At 72.6% G+C, this 17,150-nt stretch carries 12 protein-coding genes and 1 pseudogene; 9 read left to right on the top strand and 4 right to left on the bottom strand.

Features of this window, described 5'->3' with window-relative positions; genetic code table 11:
- Positions 1 to 167: 167 nt before the first annotated feature.
- From ACFC96_RS01125 to ACFC96_RS01115, 3 genes are read left to right on the top strand one after another with little or no spacing between them, the layout of a single operon-like run.
- Entirely contained in the window at positions 168 to 1,553 is a 1,386-nt protein-coding gene (locus tag ACFC96_RS01125; protein ID WP_376609450.1) for an MFS transporter, read from the top strand.
- Between the two features lie 5 nt (positions 1,554 to 1,558).
- Positions 1,559 to 2,452: a MaoC family dehydratase N-terminal domain-containing protein gene (locus ACFC96_RS01120; protein WP_376251625.1), complete on the top strand. Its 894-nt coding sequence runs from the start codon at positions 1,559 to 1,561 to the stop codon at positions 2,450 to 2,452.
- Positions 2,449 to 3,345, top strand: coding sequence for an HpcH/HpaI aldolase/citrate lyase family protein (locus ACFC96_RS01115; protein WP_376609448.1), 897 nt, complete (start codon positions 2,449 to 2,451; stop codon positions 3,343 to 3,345). Before ACFC96_RS01120 ends, ACFC96_RS01115 begins: the two co-directional genes overlap by 4 nt.
- A 29-nt stretch (positions 3,346 to 3,374) precedes the next feature.
- On the opposite strand, the gene ACFC96_RS01110 is transcribed toward ACFC96_RS01115, so the two are convergent.
- Positions 3,375 to 4,280, bottom strand: coding sequence for a LysR substrate-binding domain-containing protein (locus tag ACFC96_RS01110; RefSeq protein ID WP_127826439.1), 906 nt, complete (start codon positions 4,278 to 4,280; stop codon positions 3,375 to 3,377).
- A 251-nt stretch (positions 4,281 to 4,531) separates the two neighbouring features.
- Between ACFC96_RS01110 and ACFC96_RS01105 the strand changes: the two genes are divergently transcribed.
- The 6 genes from ACFC96_RS01105 to fabG all read left to right on the top strand — a co-directional run bounded on the left by ACFC96_RS01105 (position 4,532) and on the right by fabG (position 11,541).
- Positions 4,532 to 5,866, top strand: a complete 1,335-nt coding sequence (locus ACFC96_RS01105; RefSeq protein ID WP_376609446.1) for an MFS transporter — start codon at positions 4,532 to 4,534, stop codon at positions 5,864 to 5,866.
- Between the two features lie 70 nt (positions 5,867 to 5,936).
- Positions 5,937 to 7,085, top strand: a complete 1,149-nt coding sequence (locus ACFC96_RS01100) for an acyl-CoA dehydrogenase family protein (RefSeq protein WP_376251630.1) — start codon at positions 5,937 to 5,939, stop codon at positions 7,083 to 7,085.
- Complete coding sequence (locus ACFC96_RS01095; RefSeq protein ID WP_376609444.1) at positions 7,082 to 9,235, top strand: acetate--CoA ligase family protein; 2,154 nt, start codon at positions 7,082 to 7,084, stop codon at positions 9,233 to 9,235. The genes ACFC96_RS01100 and ACFC96_RS01095 overlap by 4 nt, the downstream gene beginning before the upstream one ends.
- Positions 9,232 to 9,624 carry a Zn-ribbon domain-containing OB-fold protein gene (locus tag ACFC96_RS01090; protein WP_376251634.1) on the top strand — a complete coding sequence of 131 codons (393 nt, stop codon included), beginning with the start codon at positions 9,232 to 9,234 and terminating at the stop codon, positions 9,622 to 9,624. The genes ACFC96_RS01095 and ACFC96_RS01090 overlap by 4 nt, the downstream gene beginning before the upstream one ends.
- Positions 9,621 to 10,778, top strand: a complete 1,158-nt coding sequence (locus ACFC96_RS01085) for a thiolase (RefSeq protein WP_376251635.1) — start codon at positions 9,621 to 9,623, stop codon at positions 10,776 to 10,778. Before ACFC96_RS01090 ends, ACFC96_RS01085 begins: the two co-directional genes overlap by 4 nt.
- 25 nt (positions 10,779 to 10,803) lie before the next feature.
- On the top strand, positions 10,804 to 11,541 hold the full coding sequence (gene fabG / locus ACFC96_RS01080) for a 3-oxoacyl-ACP reductase FabG (RefSeq protein ID WP_266675428.1): 738 nt from the start codon (positions 10,804 to 10,806) through the stop codon (positions 11,539 to 11,541).
- A 199-nt stretch (positions 11,542 to 11,740) separates the two neighbouring features.
- Here fabG and ACFC96_RS01075 read toward each other — a convergent pair whose 3' ends face one another.
- The 3 genes and pseudogenes from ACFC96_RS01075 to ACFC96_RS01065 form a co-directional block, all read right to left on the bottom strand.
- Positions 11,741 to 13,771 carry a hypothetical protein gene (locus tag ACFC96_RS01075; protein WP_376609442.1) on the bottom strand — a complete coding sequence of 677 codons (2,031 nt, stop codon included), beginning with the start codon at positions 13,769 to 13,771 and terminating at the stop codon, positions 11,741 to 11,743.
- 11 nt (positions 13,772 to 13,782) lie between these two features.
- A pseudogene (locus ACFC96_RS01070) lies at positions 13,783 to 13,944 on the bottom strand (type VII secretion integral membrane protein EccD); the annotation flags it as partial.
- Positions 13,945 to 14,488: 544 nt separating this feature from the next.
- Positions 14,489 to 17,113 (bottom strand): TIM-barrel domain-containing protein, encoded by a 2,625-nt coding sequence (locus ACFC96_RS01065; RefSeq protein ID WP_376609899.1) that lies wholly within the window; start codon positions 17,111 to 17,113, stop codon positions 14,489 to 14,491.
- Positions 17,114 to 17,150 lie beyond the last annotated feature (37 nt).

Genomic DNA, 17,150 nt, shown 5'->3' with positions numbered 1-17,150 from the left:
GGGGGGTTGACTCGAAGCCCGGCGGGGCGGACGCTGGGCCGCGTTTTGTACGGCACAATCCGTCATTGAGGCGGCCACATCAATCGGTCGGTGCAGCCACCCGTCCAGGCACCTGGCGATCCACCTGTCCACCGGCTGTCCGGCCGCCCGTCCCCTGGAGGTCTCGCATGGGTGATGCGCATCCCCTGCTCGCCGCACTCAGCGGCGCCCGGCACGGTGCCCTGCACCGGCGGGTGCTGCTCACCGTCAGCGCCATGTTCTCCTTCGATCTCGCCGACCTGAACACGTTCGCGTTCGCCGCGCCCGCCATCCGCCGGGCGCACCTGTTCACCGTCGACGACATCGCGTTCGTCACCGCCCTGGCCTTCGCCGGCATGGCGGTCGGCGCGATCCTCGGCGGCCGGTTCGCCGACCAGGTGGGCCGACGCCGGATCATGGCGGGGTCCGTGGTGCTCTTCTCCGCGGCCTCCGTGGTCAACGCTCTGGTCACGGCGGTGGGCGCGATGGCCGCCGCCCGCTTCGCGACCGGGTTCGGCCTCGGCGCCATGACCTCCGTCGCGATCACCTACCTCGCCGAGGTCACCCCCGCCGCACGCCGTGGGCGCGCCCAGGCGACGGCGCTCGGCACCGGCCTGATCGGCATCCCCGTCGTGGCCTTCACGGCCCGCGGCCTGACCGCCGACGACCCCGGCGGCTGGCGCGCCCTCTTCGTCATCGGCGCCCTCGGCGTCCTGCTCGTACCCCTCCTGATACGCCTGCCCGAGTCGCCGCGCTGGCTCCTCGCGCGCGGCCGCACCGCCGAAGCCGTTCAGGTCACACGCGCCTTCGTGCCCGACTGGGAGCCCTCCGCCGACGCGCTCGCCGCGCCGCCCGCTCCGGCGGACCGGCCGCGGTTCTCCGAACTCTTCGCCGCGGGCCAGCGGCGTAACACCGTGGCCCTCATGGTCCTGTGGCTCTTCGGACTCGTCGGCTTCTACGGGTTCCAGTCCTGGGTGCCGACGCTGCTCGCCGACCACGGCCAGGACTTCGCGAAGAGCATGACCATGTCCGCGGTCACCACCATCGGGGCGGTGCCCGGCGCGTTCCTCGCCTGGCCGTTCATCGACCGCTACCCGCGCAAGCACCTCGCGGTGGTCCTCGGTCTCGTGGTCGCGGTGCTCGGCATCGGGTACGGGCTCAGCTCGTCCGTCGTGGCCGTCGTCGTGTTCGGCACGCTCGTCGCCGCGCTCAGCCAGACGTTCATCGCGGTGCTCTACTCGTACACCCCCGAGGTCTTCCCCACCCGCCTGCGCACGGCGGGCGCCGGGCTCGGCAACGGCGTCGGCCGGATCGGCAACGTCGTCGCGCCGCTGGTCGTCGCCGCGATCTACACCACGCCGGGGCTCGGCTACATCGCCGTGTTCGTGTTCATCGCGGGATGCTGGCTGGTCGCCACGGCCACCGTGTTCTTCTTCGGCGTCGACACCCGCGGCCGGTCGCTGGAGACCCTGCACGACGCGGCGGCGGCCCCGGTGGCTTCCGCGGCACCCGTTTCGCAACGCATCGGAGAATGAGAAACATGCCCCAACAGGAAGCATTCCAGGGCGATTCCGCGCTCGCGCGGTACCTGGACGCCTGGGCCCCGGCGCCCGTGACCCTGGACGATCCCGTCGCCGCCGCGCCCGTCGCCGCGCTGAGCCAGGTGCTCGACCAGGAGGCGCCCGTGGCCGGTGAGGGGGAACCGCTGCCGCCGCTGTGGCACTGGCTGCACTTCCTCGAATGGCCCGCACAGCGGGACCTGGGGGCCGACGGGCACCCCGCGCACGGCCACTTCCTGCCGCCCCTCCCGGACCGCAGGCGCATGTTCGCCGGAGGCCGCGCGGAGTTCACCGCGCCACTGCGGGTGGGCGTGCCTGCCCGGCGTACGAGTTCCCTCGCCAAGGTCGAGATCAAGCGCGGCCGCACCGGCGAGATGGCGTTCGTGACGGTACGCCATGAGATCGCGCAGGAAGGGGAGACGCGGGTCACCGAGGAGCAGGACCTCGTCTACCGGGTGGGCGAGGACGAGCGCAGGAGCGGAGGCTTCGGCCTCGACCTCGGTGAGGCCGAACCGGCCGACGCCGACTGGCGGTTGACCCTGCGCCCCTCGCCGGCCCTGCTGTTCCGCTACAGCGCGCTCACCGCGAACGCCCACCGCATTCACTACGACGAGCCCTATGTGCGCGACGTCGAGGGCTACCCGGGCCTCGTCGTCCACGGGCCGCTCCTCGTCCAGTTGATGCTGGAACTCGCCCGCCGCGAGGCCCCGCAGAGGGAGGTGCGCACGCTCTCCTACCGGCTGCGCAAGCCCGTGTTCGCGGGCGAACAGGTGTGTGCGCTCGGCGACGTGGCGGACGACGGAAGGTCGGCCGGGCTGCGGATCGCCACGCGTCGGGACGAGCGGCACGCGACGGCGGAGGTGACGTTCAAGTGAGCGCTGAGCACACCACGGTCGAACCTGCGCACAGCGACCCCGCGCGTCCCGGACCCGCCGGCGCCGCACGCCTCGGCCGTGACCGCGCCCGCCTCGCCGCCGCCCGCACCCTGCTCTTCGTCCCGGGGCACCGCCCTGACCGGTTCGAGAAGGCGGCCGCGGCCGGGGCCGACGCCGTGATCATCGACCTGGAGGACGCCGTCGCGCCCGACGGGAAGGACGCGGCCCGCCGGCACGCCGCCGACTGGCTCGCGCGGGGCAGGGACGCGGTGGTGCGGATCAACGCGCCCGGCACGCCCTGGTGGGACGCCGACCTGGACCTCGTCACCGCGTTCGGCTGTCCGGTGATGCTGCCCAAGGCCGAGGACACCGACGTGATCGCACGGATCGCGGAGGTCTGCGCCGTGATCCCGCTCGTCGAGACGGCGGCCGGGATCGAGCGCGCCCTCGACGTGTGCTGCGCGCCCGGCGTCGTCCGCGCGGCGTTCGGCAGCGTCGACCTCGCCACCGAGCTGGGCGTCCGCCACGACGACACCCTGGCGCTGGCGTATGCGCGGTCCCGGCTGGTCATGGCGGGCGCCGCCGCCGGTGTCGCGCCCCCGCTGGACGGCGTCACGACCGCGCTCGACGACTCCGACACGCTCGCCGAGGACATCCGGCACGCCCGACGGCTCGGCTTCGGGGGCAAACTGTGCATCCATCCGAGGCAACTCCCCGCGGTGGCCGAGGCGTTCGCGCCTTCGGAGGAGGAGCTGGCATGGGCCAGGAAGGTGCTCGCCGCGGGCGACGCGGTGTCGGCCGTCGACGGTGTGATGGTCGACAGGCCGGTGCAGGAGCGGGCGCGACGGCTGCTCGGGGTGAAGCTCGGCACCGGCCCTGGCGAGACGCCGTAAGGCGAAGGAGCGGGGGACGCCCGGCGATGTCACGCCGCAGGCAAGTCCCTGAGCCCGTCGGCGAACGTGTCGACCAGGTCGACGAGGGCCGCCACCGCCGGATCGGTGTCGTCCGCCCGCCATGCGAGGCCGAGCGGGAGTGCCGGGGCGTCGAGCACCGGGACCAGCGTCACCCCCGGCACCGCCAGATGCCCCGCGGAGTCCGGAGTGAGCCCGATGCCGACACTCGCCCCCACCAGGGAGAGCAGGGTGTGCGTGTCGGGCGCGTCCTGGACGATGCGCGGGGTCGTGCCCTGCGCCAGGAACGCCGACATCACCAGGTCGCGCACGATCGAGCCCCGGCCTGCCGGATAGCTGACGAAGGGCACGTCCCGCAGATCGGCGAGGGTCAGCGACTCCCGTGCGGCGAGGGGGTGTTCGCAGGGTACTGCCGCGACCAGCGGGTGCCGCAGCAGCTCCCGCACCCGCAGACCCGCGTCCGGCAGCGGGAGCCGCACCAGACCCGCGTCCGCCTCCCTCAGGTGCAGGCGCTCGGCCAGCTCGCCGCCGTAGTAGGGGCCGACGATGTCGAGTCGGACGGTGGGGTGCCGCAGCCTGAACTCGCGGGCGATGGCCAGGAGTTCGCGGTAGGACGTGGGGCCGCTGAACGCGAGCCGCACCACCCCGGTGACCCCTTCCGCCGCCCGGTGCGCCGCGCGCTTCGCCGCCTCGAGGGAGTCGAGCGCGGACCGTACCTCGGTGAGGAACGCCGCCCCGGCGGCGGTGAGTTCGACGCTGCGGGTGGTGCGGTGCAGCAGCTCGACGCCCACGTCCTGCTCGAGACGCTTGATCTGCTGCGAGAGCGGTGGCTGCGACATGTGCAGCCGGGCCGCGGCCCGGCTGAAGCTGAGCTCCTCGGCGACCGCGACGAAAGCCTGCAGGCGGCGCAGTTCCATGCCCTTCCACCCTCCACATCCGCCGGAAGCCGTTTCGTTCCGACGTGTCGAGATTATGTCGACCCGGCGAATAAATCGATGGTCAACAATGTGTTAGTTGCATCACACACCCAGTGGTACGGTAAATGCCACAAGACGCGAGAACGGCCACACGGAGCCGGAATTCAATAAGCGCGCCAGCAGCCCAACTACCCACGTGAGATGGGCTTTCGGTGAAAATCCGAATTGCCTCCCGAAGGAGTGTGGCAAGGGTGAGACGCAAACTCGTCGCAGACGAGAAGATGGGGCGGCGGGCGGGAATTGCCGCATTCATCGGAACCACCATCGAGTGGTACGACTTCTATATATTCGGGACCGCGTCGGCGATTGTCCTGGGGAAACTCTTCTTCCCCGAGGCGTCACCCGCCGTCGGCGTCCTCGCGTCCTTCGCGACGTTCTGGATCGGCTTCGTCGCCCGTCCCCTCGGCAGCATCGTCTTCGGGCACCTGGGCGACCGCATCGGCCGTAAGAACACCCTCATCGCGACGCTCCTCCTCATGGGTGTCGCCACCGCGGGCATGGGCCTGCTGCCCACGTACGACGCCGTCGGCGTCCTGGCCCCGGTCCTGCTCGTCCTGCTGCGCGTCGTGCAGGGCGTCGCCGTGGGCGGAGAATGGGGCGGAGCCGTACTCATCGCGACCGAGCACACCGAGCGGCGCCGCGGGTTCCTCTTCGGCGCCTTCGCCCAGCAGGGCTCGCCCACCGGCCAGATCCTCGCCGTCCTCGCCTTCACCGCCGTCTCGCAGCTCCCCGACGCCGCCTTCGTGACGTGGGGCTGGCGCCTGCCCTTCCTCGCCTCCGCGCTGCTCGTGATCGTCGGCCTGATCGTGCGCATGCGCATCCAGGAATCCCCCGAGCTGCTGCGGCTCAAGGAGACGGACCAGGTCGCACGGCTGCCCCTCGTCGAGCTGCTGCGCACCCACAGGACGACGGTCGCGCTCGGGCTCGCCGCCTCCGTCGTCGCGTACGTCGCCTCGTACCTGAAGAACACCTTCGCCCTGTCCTGGGCCACCAACGACCTCGGCATGTCCCGCGACAGCATGCTCACGATCATCCTGCTCGCCACGGTCGCGCAGTTCGTCGCCCAGCCCTTCGGCGCCGTCCTCGGCAGCCGATGGAACACCCGCAAGGTCGTCACCGTCCTGCTGATCCTCGAGATCCCGGCCATGCCACTGCTGTTCTGGCTGATCTCGACCCGCAGCTTCGGTCTCACCCTGCTCGGCATGGTCGTCGCGACGCTGCCGCACGTCATGTTCTACGCACTCCTCGCCGGCATGCTCGCCCAGGCGTTCCCCGCCCGCGTCCGCTACACCGGCATCTCGGTGTCGTACTCCGCGGCCGGGATGCTCTTCGGCGGCGGCACGCCCCTCATCGGGCAGGCGCTGCTCACCGCCACCGGATCGATCGTGCCCGTCGTGGCCTTCGCCGTCCTGATGGTGCTGCTCTCGCTCTTCGGTGCGCGCGCCCTGCTCACGCGCACCGCGGCGGCCGACGAGCGGGACGCCACGGCGACAGGCGCCGCCACGCAACAGCCGGCCGCGCTCTGACGATCAGTCAAGTACGGGTCGGGCAGACCCCGGCCCCGGCCCCCGAACCCGACATGAGGGAGACACAGCCATGGACTCCGATGTCTTCGAGGACATCCTGCGCACCGTGAAGGACTTCGTCCGCGGTGAAGTCGTACCGCTGGAGGAGGAGATCGAGCAGAGCGACGCCATACCCGAGCGGCTGCGGCGCGGCGCGGCCGACATGGGCCTGTTCGGCTGGGCACTGCCCGAGGAGTACGGCGGGCTCGGCCTCGACATGCGCCAGGACGTGCGCCTGGCCATCGAACTCGGCTGGACCACACCGGCGTTCCGGTCCATGCTCGGCACCAACAACGGCATCGCGGGCAAGGCCCTGGTGAACTTCGGCACGCCCGAGCAGCAGAAGCGCTGGCTGCCCGCGCTCGCCGCCGGCTCCGCGGTCGCCTCGTTCGCCCTCACCGAGGACGGCGCGGGCTCCGACCCCAGCGGCGTACGCACCCGCGCCGTCCGCGAGGGCGACGGCTGGGTCCTGTCCGGCGCCAAGCGGTTCATCACCAACGCCGACCACGCCGACCTGTTCGTCGTCTTCGCCCGGACCGACCCCGACGCCGAGGCCCACGCCGGGATCTCCGCCTTCCTCGTGGAGAGCACGGCGCCGGGCGTACGGATCGGGCCGCCGGACCGCAAGATGGGCCAGCGCGGCGCCCACACCGCACCGGTCTACTTCGACGACGCGCGGGTCCCCGCCGACGCCGTGCTCGGCGGCGAACCCGGCACCGGATTCCGCGCCGCGATGGCCTCCCTCACGCGCGGCCGCCTGCACATCGCGGCCCTGTGCGTCGGCCTCGCGGCCCGCGCACTCGACGAGGCCGTGCGCTACGCCGCCACCGCCGAGCAGGGCGGCGAGTCCATCGGCCGCTTCCAGCTCGTCCAGGAACTCCTCGCCGAGTCGCACGCCGAACTCCTCGCGGGCCGCTCCCTCGTGCTTGCCGCCGCCGAGGCGTTCGACGCGGGCACCGACACCCGCATGGGGCCCTCCAGCGCCAAGCTGTTCTGCAGCGAAATGGTGTGCAGGGTCGTCGACCGGGCCGTCCAAGTGCACGGCGGCAGCGGCTACATGAGCGACTCGACCGTCGAGCGCCTCTACCGCGACGCGCGCCTCTTCCGGATCTACGAGGGCACGAGCGAGATCCAGAAACTCATCATCGGCAAGGGGCTGCTGCGGGAGGCCGGGGCATGAGCGCGCGACCGTCCCGCACGGACCTCGTCGACACCCTGCTCCACCCCCGCTCCATCGCCGTACTCGGCGCCTCCGACAACCCGCGAAAGCTGTCGGGCCGTCCCGTCGACTACCTCAAGCGCTTCGGATACGGGGGCCGCATCCTGCCGGTGAACTCCCGTCGCGCCACCGTCCAGGGCCTGCCCGCCCACCCCACGCTCGACGCGATCGACGGCGACATCGACCTCGCGATGGTCATGCTCGACGCCGCCCACGCGGCCGACGGCGTCCGGGCGTGCGGGCGCCGCGGCATCCGGGTGGCGATTGTCGCGGCCGCCGGCTACGCCGAGACCGGTGAACAAGGCGCCGTGCTTCAAAGGGAGTTGAGGGCCGCCGGGGAAGAGAGCGGCGTCCGCGTCCTCGGGCCCAACTGTCTCGGCCTCATCAGCGTCCACGACCGGGCCGTGCCCACCTTCACGTCGGCGCTCGACGAGAACATCGAACTGCGCCCGGGGCCCGTCGCGTTCGTCAGCCAGAGCGGCGCCTTCGGCTCGTTCATCTTCAGCGAGGCCCGCCAGTACGGCATCGGCCTCGCCCACTACGTCAACACCGGCAACGAGGTCGACATCTCGGTGTCCGAACTCCTCGGCGCGTTCGCCGCGACCGACGAGTCGAAGGTCCTCCTCGCCTACCTCGAAGGCGTCAGCGACGGCCCTGGACTCCTCGAAGCGGCCCGCGCCGCGCACGCGTCCGACAAGCCCGTCGTCGCCGTGAAGGTGGGCCGCTCCGCCGCCGGTGCCCGCGCCGCCCAGTCGCACACCGCGTCACTGGCCGGCGAGGACCGCGTCTTCGACGGCGCGGCACGGCAGTTCGGCCTCACCCGTGTGAGCGGCGTCGAACCCATGCTGGACGCCGCCCAGATCTTCGCCACCGGCCGGCGCACCAGGGGCCGCCGTCTCACCACCCTCTCCCTGTCGGGCGGCGCCGGAGTCCTCATGGCCGACGAGGCCGCCACCCACGGCATCACCGTCGACACCTGGGACGAACAGTGGCAGCGGCGCATGGCCGCCGTCATCCCCCCGTTCGGCTCGCCCCGCAACCCGGTCGACCTGACCGCCGCACTGGTCAGCGAACCCGACATGCTGCGCCGCGCCCTCGACGTGGCCCTCGAACACCCCGGCACCGACATGATCGGCGTGCTGCTCGGCAACGCGGACGGCGACATCGACGAGCTGACCGACGCCATCGCGAAGGCCCACGGCTCCACCGACCAGCCGCTCGTCGTCGTCTGGACCGGCGGCAACGGCAGGGCGCGGCAGCGGCTCCGCGAGCTGGGCGTGCCCTGCTACAGCGACCCGGGCAGGGCCGCCGCCGCTCTCGGGCACCTCGCCGACTTCAGCCTCCGCCCGCCCCTTCCGACGGGCGCACGCCCCACCGGCACCGACCCGCAGGCCGCCCGCGCGATCGTCGACGAGGCCCGCGCCCAGGGCCGCACCCGGCTCGACGAGCACGAGTCCGCCCGGCTCGTGGCCGCCTACGGACTCCACTGCGCGCAGGCCCGCACCGCACGCGACCCCGAGGACGCCGTACGGGCGGCGGCGGACCTCCAAGGGCCCCTGGCCGTCAAGCTGCTGTCGGCGGAGATCGCCCACAAGAGCGACATGGGGGGCGTCCGGCTCGGCCTGACCACGCCGGACGGCGTGCGTGACGCCGCGCGGGACATCCTCGCGGCCGCGGCCCGCGAGGGCGTCGGCGACGCGCGGCTCCTCGTGCAGCGCATGGCCGACGGCGACCGCACCGAGCTGATCCTCGGGATCCAGCGCGACGCCGCGTTCGGGCCCGTCGTGGTCGCCGGGTTCGGCGGTGTCCTCGTCGACGTGCTCGACGACAGCCAGGTCGCCGTGGCCCCCGTCGACCACGCGGGGGCGGTGCGCATGCTGCGCTCGCTGCGCGCGGCGCGCGTCCTCGACGGGGTGCGCGGCGCGCCCGCGCGTGATGTCGACGCCGTGGCGGACGCGCTCGTCCGCCTGTCCTGGCTCGCCACCGACCTCGCCGACGACCTCCTCGAACTCGATGTGAACCCGCTGCTGTGCGGCGCCGCGGGCGACGGCGCCGTCGCCGTGGACTGCCTCGCCCTGCTGAGCGACCCTTCGGAACAGGACGCACGATGAACCCACCCGAACCCCTGCAGACACCCGAACACCCGTCCCCGGCCCACGCCCACCGCGCCGGCCTCAGCCGCGGCGAACTGCGCTACCAGCGCTGCGCGCACTGCGCGGCCGCCGTCTTCCCGCCCCGCACCCTCTGCCCCGACTGCGGCACGCAGAAGCTGGGCTGGGAGCGCAGCACCGGTGACGGCACCGTGTACGCGACCACCGTCGTGCGCGGCCGCGACGGCGCGCACAACGTCGTACTCGTGGACCTCGACGACGGCTTCCGCATGATGTCGCGGGTCGAGGGGCCCGCTCCGAAGGACGTCGCGATCGGCGACCGCGTCCGGTTCCGTACGACTGCGGACGGCGACGCCGCCGTCTTCGAGCCGAAGGAGGACGCCCGATGACACAGTCGCTGCGCGGCAGGGCCGCCGTCGTCGGTGTGGCCGAGTCCGACCTCGGCGAGGTCGCCCCCGGCCTCACCCACCTCGATCTCGTCGGCCAGGCCACCGCCCGCGCGCTGGAGGACGCGGGCATCGCCAAGTCGGAGGTCGACGGCCTGTTCACCGCCTCGTCGTACCTGCCGATGGCCGCCATGGACACCGCCGAGTACCTCGGCATCCGCCCCCGCCACCTCGACGGCACCAACATCGGCGGCAGCTCGTTCGTCTCCCACCTCCTGCACGCGGCCGCCGCGATCGAGCAGGGCCTGTGCACCACCGCGCTGATCGTGTACGGCAGCACGCAGCGCTCCGACGGCGGCCGCCTCGTCTCCCCGACCAGGCCGGACGCGTACGAGGAGCCGTACGGCCCCCGCTACCCGCTGAGCATGTACGCGCTCGCCACCTCGCGGCACATGTACGAGTACGGGACCACGCGGGAGCAGCTGGCCGATGTGGCGGTCGCGGCCCGCGCGTGGGCGCAGCTCAACCCGGCCGCCTTCGAACGCAAGCCGCTCACCCGCGAGGACGTCCTCGGCTCCCGCATGATCAGCGACCCGCTGACCGTACGGGACTGCTGTCTCGTCACCGACGGCGGCGGCGCCCTCGTCGTCACCTCGGCCGAGCGGGCCCGCGACCTGGCCGCCGCGCCCGCCTATCTGCTCGGCGGGGGAGAGGCCACCTGGCACCGCAACATCTCGCGGATGCCCGACCTCACGGTGACGGCGGCGACCGAGTCCGGGCGCCGCGCCTTCGACATGGCGGGGCTCACCCCCGGCGACGTGGACGTCGTCGAGCTGTACGACGCGTTCACCATCAACCCCGTCCTGTTCCTGGAGGACCTCGGGTTCTGCGCCAAGGGGGAGGGCGGTCCCTTCGTCGCCGACGGCGGCATCGCGCCCGGCGGCAGGCTGCCCGTCAACACCAACGGCGGCGGCCTCTCGTACGGCCACCCCGGCATGTACGGCATCTTCACCGTCATCGAAGCCGTACGCCAACTGCGCGGCGACTGCGACGAACGCCAGGTCGACGGGGCCCGCGTCGCCCTCGCCCACGGCAACGGAGGCGTGCTCTCCAGCCAGGTCACCGCGCTGCTCGGCACCGCCGACACCCTCAACTGACACATCCGAGAAGGAGATTCGACCCATGCTGCACGGCAGGAGCGCCCTGGTCACCGGGGCGGCCAAGGGGATCGGCCTCGCCATCGCCACGGCCTTCCACAAGAACGGGGCGCGCGTCGTCATCGCCGACATCGACGGCCCCGCGGCCGAGGCGAGCGCCCGCGCCCTCGACTCCACCGGTACCCAGGTGGCCGCCGTCACCTGCGACGTCACCGACGCCGACGCGGTGAAGGCCGCCGTACGCGGCTGCGTCGAGCGGTTCGGTTCCCTCGATGTGATGGTCAACAACGCGGGTATCACCCGGGACGCCACGCTGCGCAAGATGTCCGAGGCCGACTTCGACGCGGTCGTCGACGTCCACCTCAAGGGGGCCTGGCTGGGCACCCGGGCGGCCGCCGAAGTCATGCGCGAGCAGGGGAGCGGCTCCATCGTCAACATCTCGTCGATCTCCGGCAAGGTCGGCATGGTCGGACAGACCAACTACAGCGCGGCCAAGGCCGGTCTCGTCGGCCTCACCAAGGCCGCCGCGAAGGAACTCGCCCACCGGGGCGTACGCGTCAACGCCGTCCAGCCCGGCCTGATCCGCACCGAGATGACGGAGTCCCTTCGCGAGGACATCTGGAACGCCAAGCTCGCCGAGGTGCCGATGCGCCGCGCCGGCGAACCCGAGGAGGTCGCGGGCACGGTCCTGTTCCTCGCCTCCGACCTGTCGTCGTACACGACGGGCTGCGTCCTGGAGGTGGCGGGCGGCCGCTTCATCTGACGTGTGTCTTCGTCCGACGGGTCGCCCGCGGGCGCGCCGTCAGTCCCCGGCGCTCTCCGGCGACCCGGACCGGGCGACCGGCTCGGGGGGCGGGGGCGAGCGTGGGCTTCGGGGCCGGTGCTGCCGCCGGTGACGACGGTTCGGCCCGGTCGGGGCCCGGTCGCGGGAGCCGGGTTCCGGTGGAGCGCTCCGCGTGCCGCTACCTCGCCGCGGCCGCCCGCTGTACCGCCTCGGCCGCCAGGCCCGTCGCCGCTCGTTGCGTCGCCTCCGACAGGAGCGCCGTCCTGATCGGGCCACCCGCGGCCAGATGACGGTCGTACGGCAGATGGACGACCGCGACCCCCGTCTCCCGCAGGTGCGCGGTCGCCGCCTTCAGGTCGAGCGTCATGTCGGGCGCGCTCGACGTGAGCGCGACGACGGTGGCGGCCAGGGCCGCCTTCGGCAGCTGCGCCAGCCAGTCGAGCACCACACGCGTGCCGCCCACGCCCTCCGCCGTCATCGGGGCGACCACCACGCGCGCGTGTGCCGTGTCCATCGCCGTACGCGCCACCTCGCCCGGCAGCGTCTCGCAGTCCACGACCGTCACCGCGAAGTAGCGCCGCAGCGCGAGCGACAGGGTCCTGTACGTGCGCACGTCCAGCGGAGCGCCGACGCGGCCCTGGCTCGCCGGCAGCAGCCAGCCGCCGTCGGTGACCGGTACGAGATAGCCGGTGACGTCGGTGAGCTGCATCGACGGTTTGAGGATCTGTGCGAGGTCCGGGCACGACCAGCGCACCGACTCGGCGCCCAGCCGTACCGGCAGCGTGCCGAGCGCGGCGTCCGCCTCCAGCGCGAGCACCGGGTCGTGACGGTAGTGATTGAGCGTGCGGGCGAGGAGGGCCGACACGGTGGTCTTGCCCACGCCCCCGCGGATGGACGTCACGGCGATCACCCGGCCGCCGGCCACCGGCTGCTGCAACTCCCGTGCGAGACGCGTCTCTTCGGACGAGTCCTGCGCGACGGACGAGGCGAGCCTGCGCAGCGAGCGCCCGGTACGCCGCGCCACGGTGTCCCCGTGCTGAGCCCGCCCGTGCGCCCCCGCGAGCCGCGGGTCGACGGTGGGAACGGATTCGGGGGTGACGGCGGGGAGGAGGGAGTTCCGCGAGCGGGAGTGGGGCGCGACTGCGGGCACGTGCGGCTGGGGCGTCGGCGCGGCCGCGGGCGTGTAGGGGGCGGGGAGCCCTGAGAGGGCCGGAGCGGGCGGCAGCGGTGAGGCCGGGGTGTACGGGGGTGGGGTGTGGGCGGGGGAGCTGGGGGTGGGCGGAGCGTCCGTGATCTGGGGCCGGGGTGTGGGGGTGGGTGTGCCGGGGGCCGGGGTGTGGGTGGCCGTCACGGGGTCGGGCGTTGCGGCGACCGTGGCCTCGGTCCGGGGTGCGAGGGTCGGTGTGGCCGGTGCGTGGGTGGCTGTCGCTGCGGCGGGTGGCGTGGTGTTCTGGATGTTGGCTGAGGGTGTGGGGGTGGGTGCGCCGGGGGCCGGGGTGTGGGTGGCCGTCACGGGGGCGGGCGTTGCGGCGTCCGTGGTCTCGGTCCGGGGTGCGGGGGGCGGCGTGGTCTTCGTCTGGATCTCGATGGACACGTTCGGTATCGCGGACGCGCCCGTGCTGGTGGGCCGGGGCGCCGGCGCCGGGGGCGCTGGGGCCTGCGGTGCGTCGGCGGGGGTGTCGGTCGATGCCTCCGGGACCGGTGCCGCGTCCGTGACGTAGGCCATGAGCGCAGACGTCGGCGCGTCCGGCGCCGGGGCATGCGGGGGTGCTGGCACCGCGAGGGTGGCCTTCGCGTCCGTCGGTGGGGTCGGCCGCTCCGCTCGGCCTGCCGCCAGGCGCGCCGCGAGTGACGCCGTCCGGCGCGGGGCCGGGGCGGATGTCTGAAGCGGCGCCGGGGTGGCCGCCCCGGGAGCGGGCTCGTCCGTGGTGTCGACATCCGGGTCGAGCGGCGGTGAGGGCGACGGGCCGGGGCCCGCGTCCGGTGACGGGGCCGTGTTGGGACGTCGGCGCGGAAGCCGGGCACGTCCGGGCGCGGGCGGTGGCGCCACTGACGTCCCGGCCTCGCCGCCCGCCTCGGAGTCCTGCCCCGCCGGCCCGGAACCGGGCGCCTCGGAGGCCGTCATCCCGCCGCCCTCCCCGCCCAGTTGTGCCTGGGTCTGCCGGAGCAGGTCCCGCAGCACGTTGTTCTGCCAGTCGTTCTGCGTCATTCCCCGAGCCCTTACGTGAACGTGCCGAGCAGACGCCCGTACACACCGAACACGCCGATCACCAACGGGAGCAGCGCGATCACACCGACTGATTCGAGTACGTCGCCGACCCGGCGCAGCCGGACCCGCACGCGTTCCGCGGGCCACACGTCCGGCAGGAGCACGCCGAGCGGCTCGTGGGACGGCAGGACGAGTCCGACGCGTCCGCGCGCACCCACCAAGGTGACTCGGCTCAGCGCCGTACGGCTCAGTGGCCCCGTCGATATCACGCGGTCGAACCTATCATCGGGCCGAAGACGTGCTGGTCGGCGTGGCGCACGGGGCTCCGGCCGGACCGGCCGCCTCGGGGTTGGCCGGCGCAACGCGGACGCGACGCCGCGAGTCGACTGTGGCGGACACCCTCACCCCTTCCTCCGCACGCTCGCGCGGACCGCTGGCAGCCATCGTACGAGCAGCCCGAGTCGCACGAGCAAACCCGCTGGTGCGCGGGCAGGCGGCCGGAGGCGGCCGGGAATCCTGCGGTGAAGGTGTTCTCCGTGTTCTCCGTGTGCTCGCCGTCCGGTTGGCGGCCGGACCCCGCTGACGCCGGCGGCGATGCCTGTCGGTACGCACGGCGCCGCGAGCTGCAGCATCGGTGGGAGCCGACTCGCCGTACGGGACAATGGCCGAGGGCGGGCCCGCGTCTGCGGACCCGCCCCCTTCACTCCGTCCTGCGGATCAGCGCCGCAGCGTCACCGTGAAGTCGCGGTCGAGGGACTGGCGCGCGGTCTTCACCGTCGTCACCCCCGTGTCCGCGTCGTAGTACCAGCCGGACCCCGCCGCGGCGAGCGCGTCCGCCGAGGCGACGCGGGGCAGCGTGCGCCCCTCCGCCGACACCCGGTGCGGCGCGCTCTCGCCGTGGACGGTGAACCGGTAGGCACGGGAGTCGGGCTTGTTCTTGTAACTGCCCTTGCTGGCACCGACGTTGACCTCCGTCGCGTGCTTGTCCTGCTCGACGGTGACGCGCTGCGTCGCCGACGCGCCCTTGGCGAAGTCGCGGGTCACGCCGTCGTCCTCGTACAGCGTGTAGGAGGAGCGGCCCTGCGGGTACACGTCCCAGTCCAGCTCGTGGACGTCACGCGACTTGTACGACGTCGTCCCCTTCGGCCACATCGGCACGACCGCACCGGACTTGACGAAGAGGGGGAGCGTGTCGATGGGCGCGTGGTAGCCGTCGATCGTCGTCGGACCGTGGTACGTCTTGCCCGTCCAGTAGTCCGTCCACGTGCCCTTGGGCAGGTAGATGCCGTCACGTGTGTCCGAGTCCTGGTAGACCGGGGCGACCAGGAAGTCGTCACCCGCCAGGTACTCGTACTTGGCGTTCGCGCCCAGTGTGGCGGGGTCGTCCGGGTACTCCAGGTAGAGCGGGCGCACACCGCCGACGCCGGTCCTGGCCGCCTCGGCGGACAGCGTGTACAGGTACGGCAGCAGGCGCTCGCGCAGCTGGAGGTACTTGCGGTTGATGGACGTGTAGGGCTCGCCGTCCACCCACGGCTGCTGGTTGATCTTCTTGCCGGTGGTGATGTCCCTGGCCCAGCCGTCCATCGTCATGATCGCCGGCAGGAACGTCTTGGCCTGGAGGTCGCGCGCGTACATCTTGGCGTCGTGGCTGTAAATGCTGCCCACGTCACCGGTGTTGTACGCGATGCCCGACATCGTGGCGCCCGCGTACGTCGGGATCTGCCAGCGCACGAAGTCCCACGACAGCTTCTGGTCACCGCTCCACAGCACGCCGCAGCGCTGCGCGCCCGCCCACGAGACGGGCATCCAGACGAAGCCGCGCGCGTCGCTGTTGTCCTCGATGCCGGCCTTCGCCTTGTCGCAGGCGTCCAGGGACATGCCGTAGCCGTTGCCGACCCAGGCGACGTCGAGCTTCGCGACGCGCTGTCCGGCCTTCACCTGGTCGGCGAGCTTGTCGATGCCGTCCTGGGTCCACAGGCCCATCTCGGTGCCCCGGTCCTGGAGGCCCTTCGCGGTCTCGGCGAGGTTCTCGTAGCCGCAGCCGTAGCCGTCGTTGACGAGCATCCAGCCGAGCGGCATCTGGTTCTCGACGTATCCGTCGGCGACCTTCAGGGAGTCGAGGGTGTGGCGCTCGCCCTGGTTGGCGTTGTGGAGGTAGCAGTCGGCGTCGCCGGGTTCGAGGCCGTACACCGGCGGCATGAACGGCTTGCCGACCAGCGACGTGTAGCCGCCGATCACCTTCTTCGCGTCACCGAGGAAGTAGTACGCGTCGAGGCGGCGCTCCTGCTGGCCCGCGTGGACCGAGGGGCCGAAGTCGTAGACGCCCGGGGCGAAGGTGTTGCGGTAGACGCCGTAGCCCGCCGAAGAGAGGTAGAACGGCTGTGAGTTGTTGTAACCGCCTTCGTTCCAGTTGGTGTTGTTCGCGACGTAGACCGTCTTGTCGCGGTGCGAGAACGAGCCGTTCTGCTCGCCGCCGCCGAAGAACTGCTCGTCCTTGCCGCGTTCCAGGCTCTGCCGCATGCCACCGGTGGACCAGCGCAGGGGCTTGTCCTCCTGCCAGATCCGCGTCCGGTTGTCGGCCTTGTAGAGGCCGAAGCGCAGCGGCTTCTTGTAGACGCGCAGGACGGCGCCGGCGGAGCGGATGCCGTAGTACGCGCCCGCGTCGAAGGACGACGTGTGCGGGTCGAGGGCCGGCTGCTTGCGCACGATCTGCGAACCGGCCGGGTCGCTGAACGTGCCCGAGGGGTCGGCCTGGAGCCTCAGTCGGCCACCCGTCAGGAAGTCGGCCCGCGCCTTGAGGGTGCCGGCTCCGATGGTGTAGCTGCCGTCCTTGCCCGTGAAGGAGGTCAGGTCGCCCGCGTCGGTCGTCTCGGGCAGATACGCCTTGCCCACGAAGGAGTTGTCGTGCACGTCGTAGGGGACGACCACGACGTGGTACGTGCCGTCGGCCTTCGGGATCACCGTGGCCTCGGGGTCGGCGGTGCCCGCGCTGGCGGCCACCTGCTTGCCCGCGTCGTCGAAGACGTACATGTCGAAGTCGTCGGTGGGCTGCTTGGCCCACTCGATCGAGACGGGCACGCCGCCCTCGGGGTTGTCGTCCCAGTAGCCGTCGGGGACCGACACCTTGAGGTCGAAGCGGTCGCACACCTTGTTGTCGGGGTCGTCCGCGGCGGCCGGGCACTTGCCGGGATCGCCCACGGTCCCCGCGGCGTACACGGGGCTCTGCCAGGTCACGCTCTTGTGGCCGTCGTCCAGGACGCCGCTGCCGGGGGTCGCCGCCTTCGCCTGCTGGGCGGGGGCCCCGAGGAGGGTCGCGCCGAGGAGCGCGGCCGTGCCGATCACCGCCAAGGTGCCCCCGTGAGACGGTCGTTGCCGTCTC

Source organism: Streptomyces sp. NPDC055955 (assembly GCF_042270245.1).
GTDB lineage: Bacteria > Actinomycetota > Actinomycetes > Streptomycetales > Streptomycetaceae > Streptomyces.
The sequence above is the reverse complement of the archived record's forward strand: the minus strand, read 5'-3'. Positions and strand labels throughout refer to the sequence as shown.

Coding starts and splice junctions, on each gene's coding strand:
- ACFC96_RS01120 (WP_376251625.1), top strand. CDS start 1,559: ATGCCCCAACAGGAAGCATTCCAGGGCGATTCCGCGCTCGCGCGGTAC.
- ACFC96_RS01075 (WP_376609442.1), bottom strand. CDS start 13,771: ATGACGCAGAACGACTGGCAGAACAACGTGCTGCGGGACCTGCTCCGG.
- ACFC96_RS01125 (WP_376609450.1), top strand. CDS start 168: ATGGGTGATGCGCATCCCCTGCTCGCCGCACTCAGCGGCGCCCGGCAC.
- ACFC96_RS01090 (WP_376251634.1), top strand. CDS start 9,232: ATGAACCCACCCGAACCCCTGCAGACACCCGAACACCCGTCCCCGGCC.
- ACFC96_RS01110 (WP_127826439.1), bottom strand. CDS start 4,280: ATGGAACTGCGCCGCCTGCAGGCTTTCGTCGCGGTCGCCGAGGAGCTC.
- ACFC96_RS01095 (WP_376609444.1), top strand. CDS start 7,082: ATGAGCGCGCGACCGTCCCGCACGGACCTCGTCGACACCCTGCTCCAC.
- ACFC96_RS01085 (WP_376251635.1), top strand. CDS start 9,621: ATGACACAGTCGCTGCGCGGCAGGGCCGCCGTCGTCGGTGTGGCCGAG.
- ACFC96_RS01100 (WP_376251630.1), top strand. CDS start 5,937: ATGGACTCCGATGTCTTCGAGGACATCCTGCGCACCGTGAAGGACTTC.
- fabG (WP_266675428.1), top strand. CDS start 10,804: ATGCTGCACGGCAGGAGCGCCCTGGTCACCGGGGCGGCCAAGGGGATC.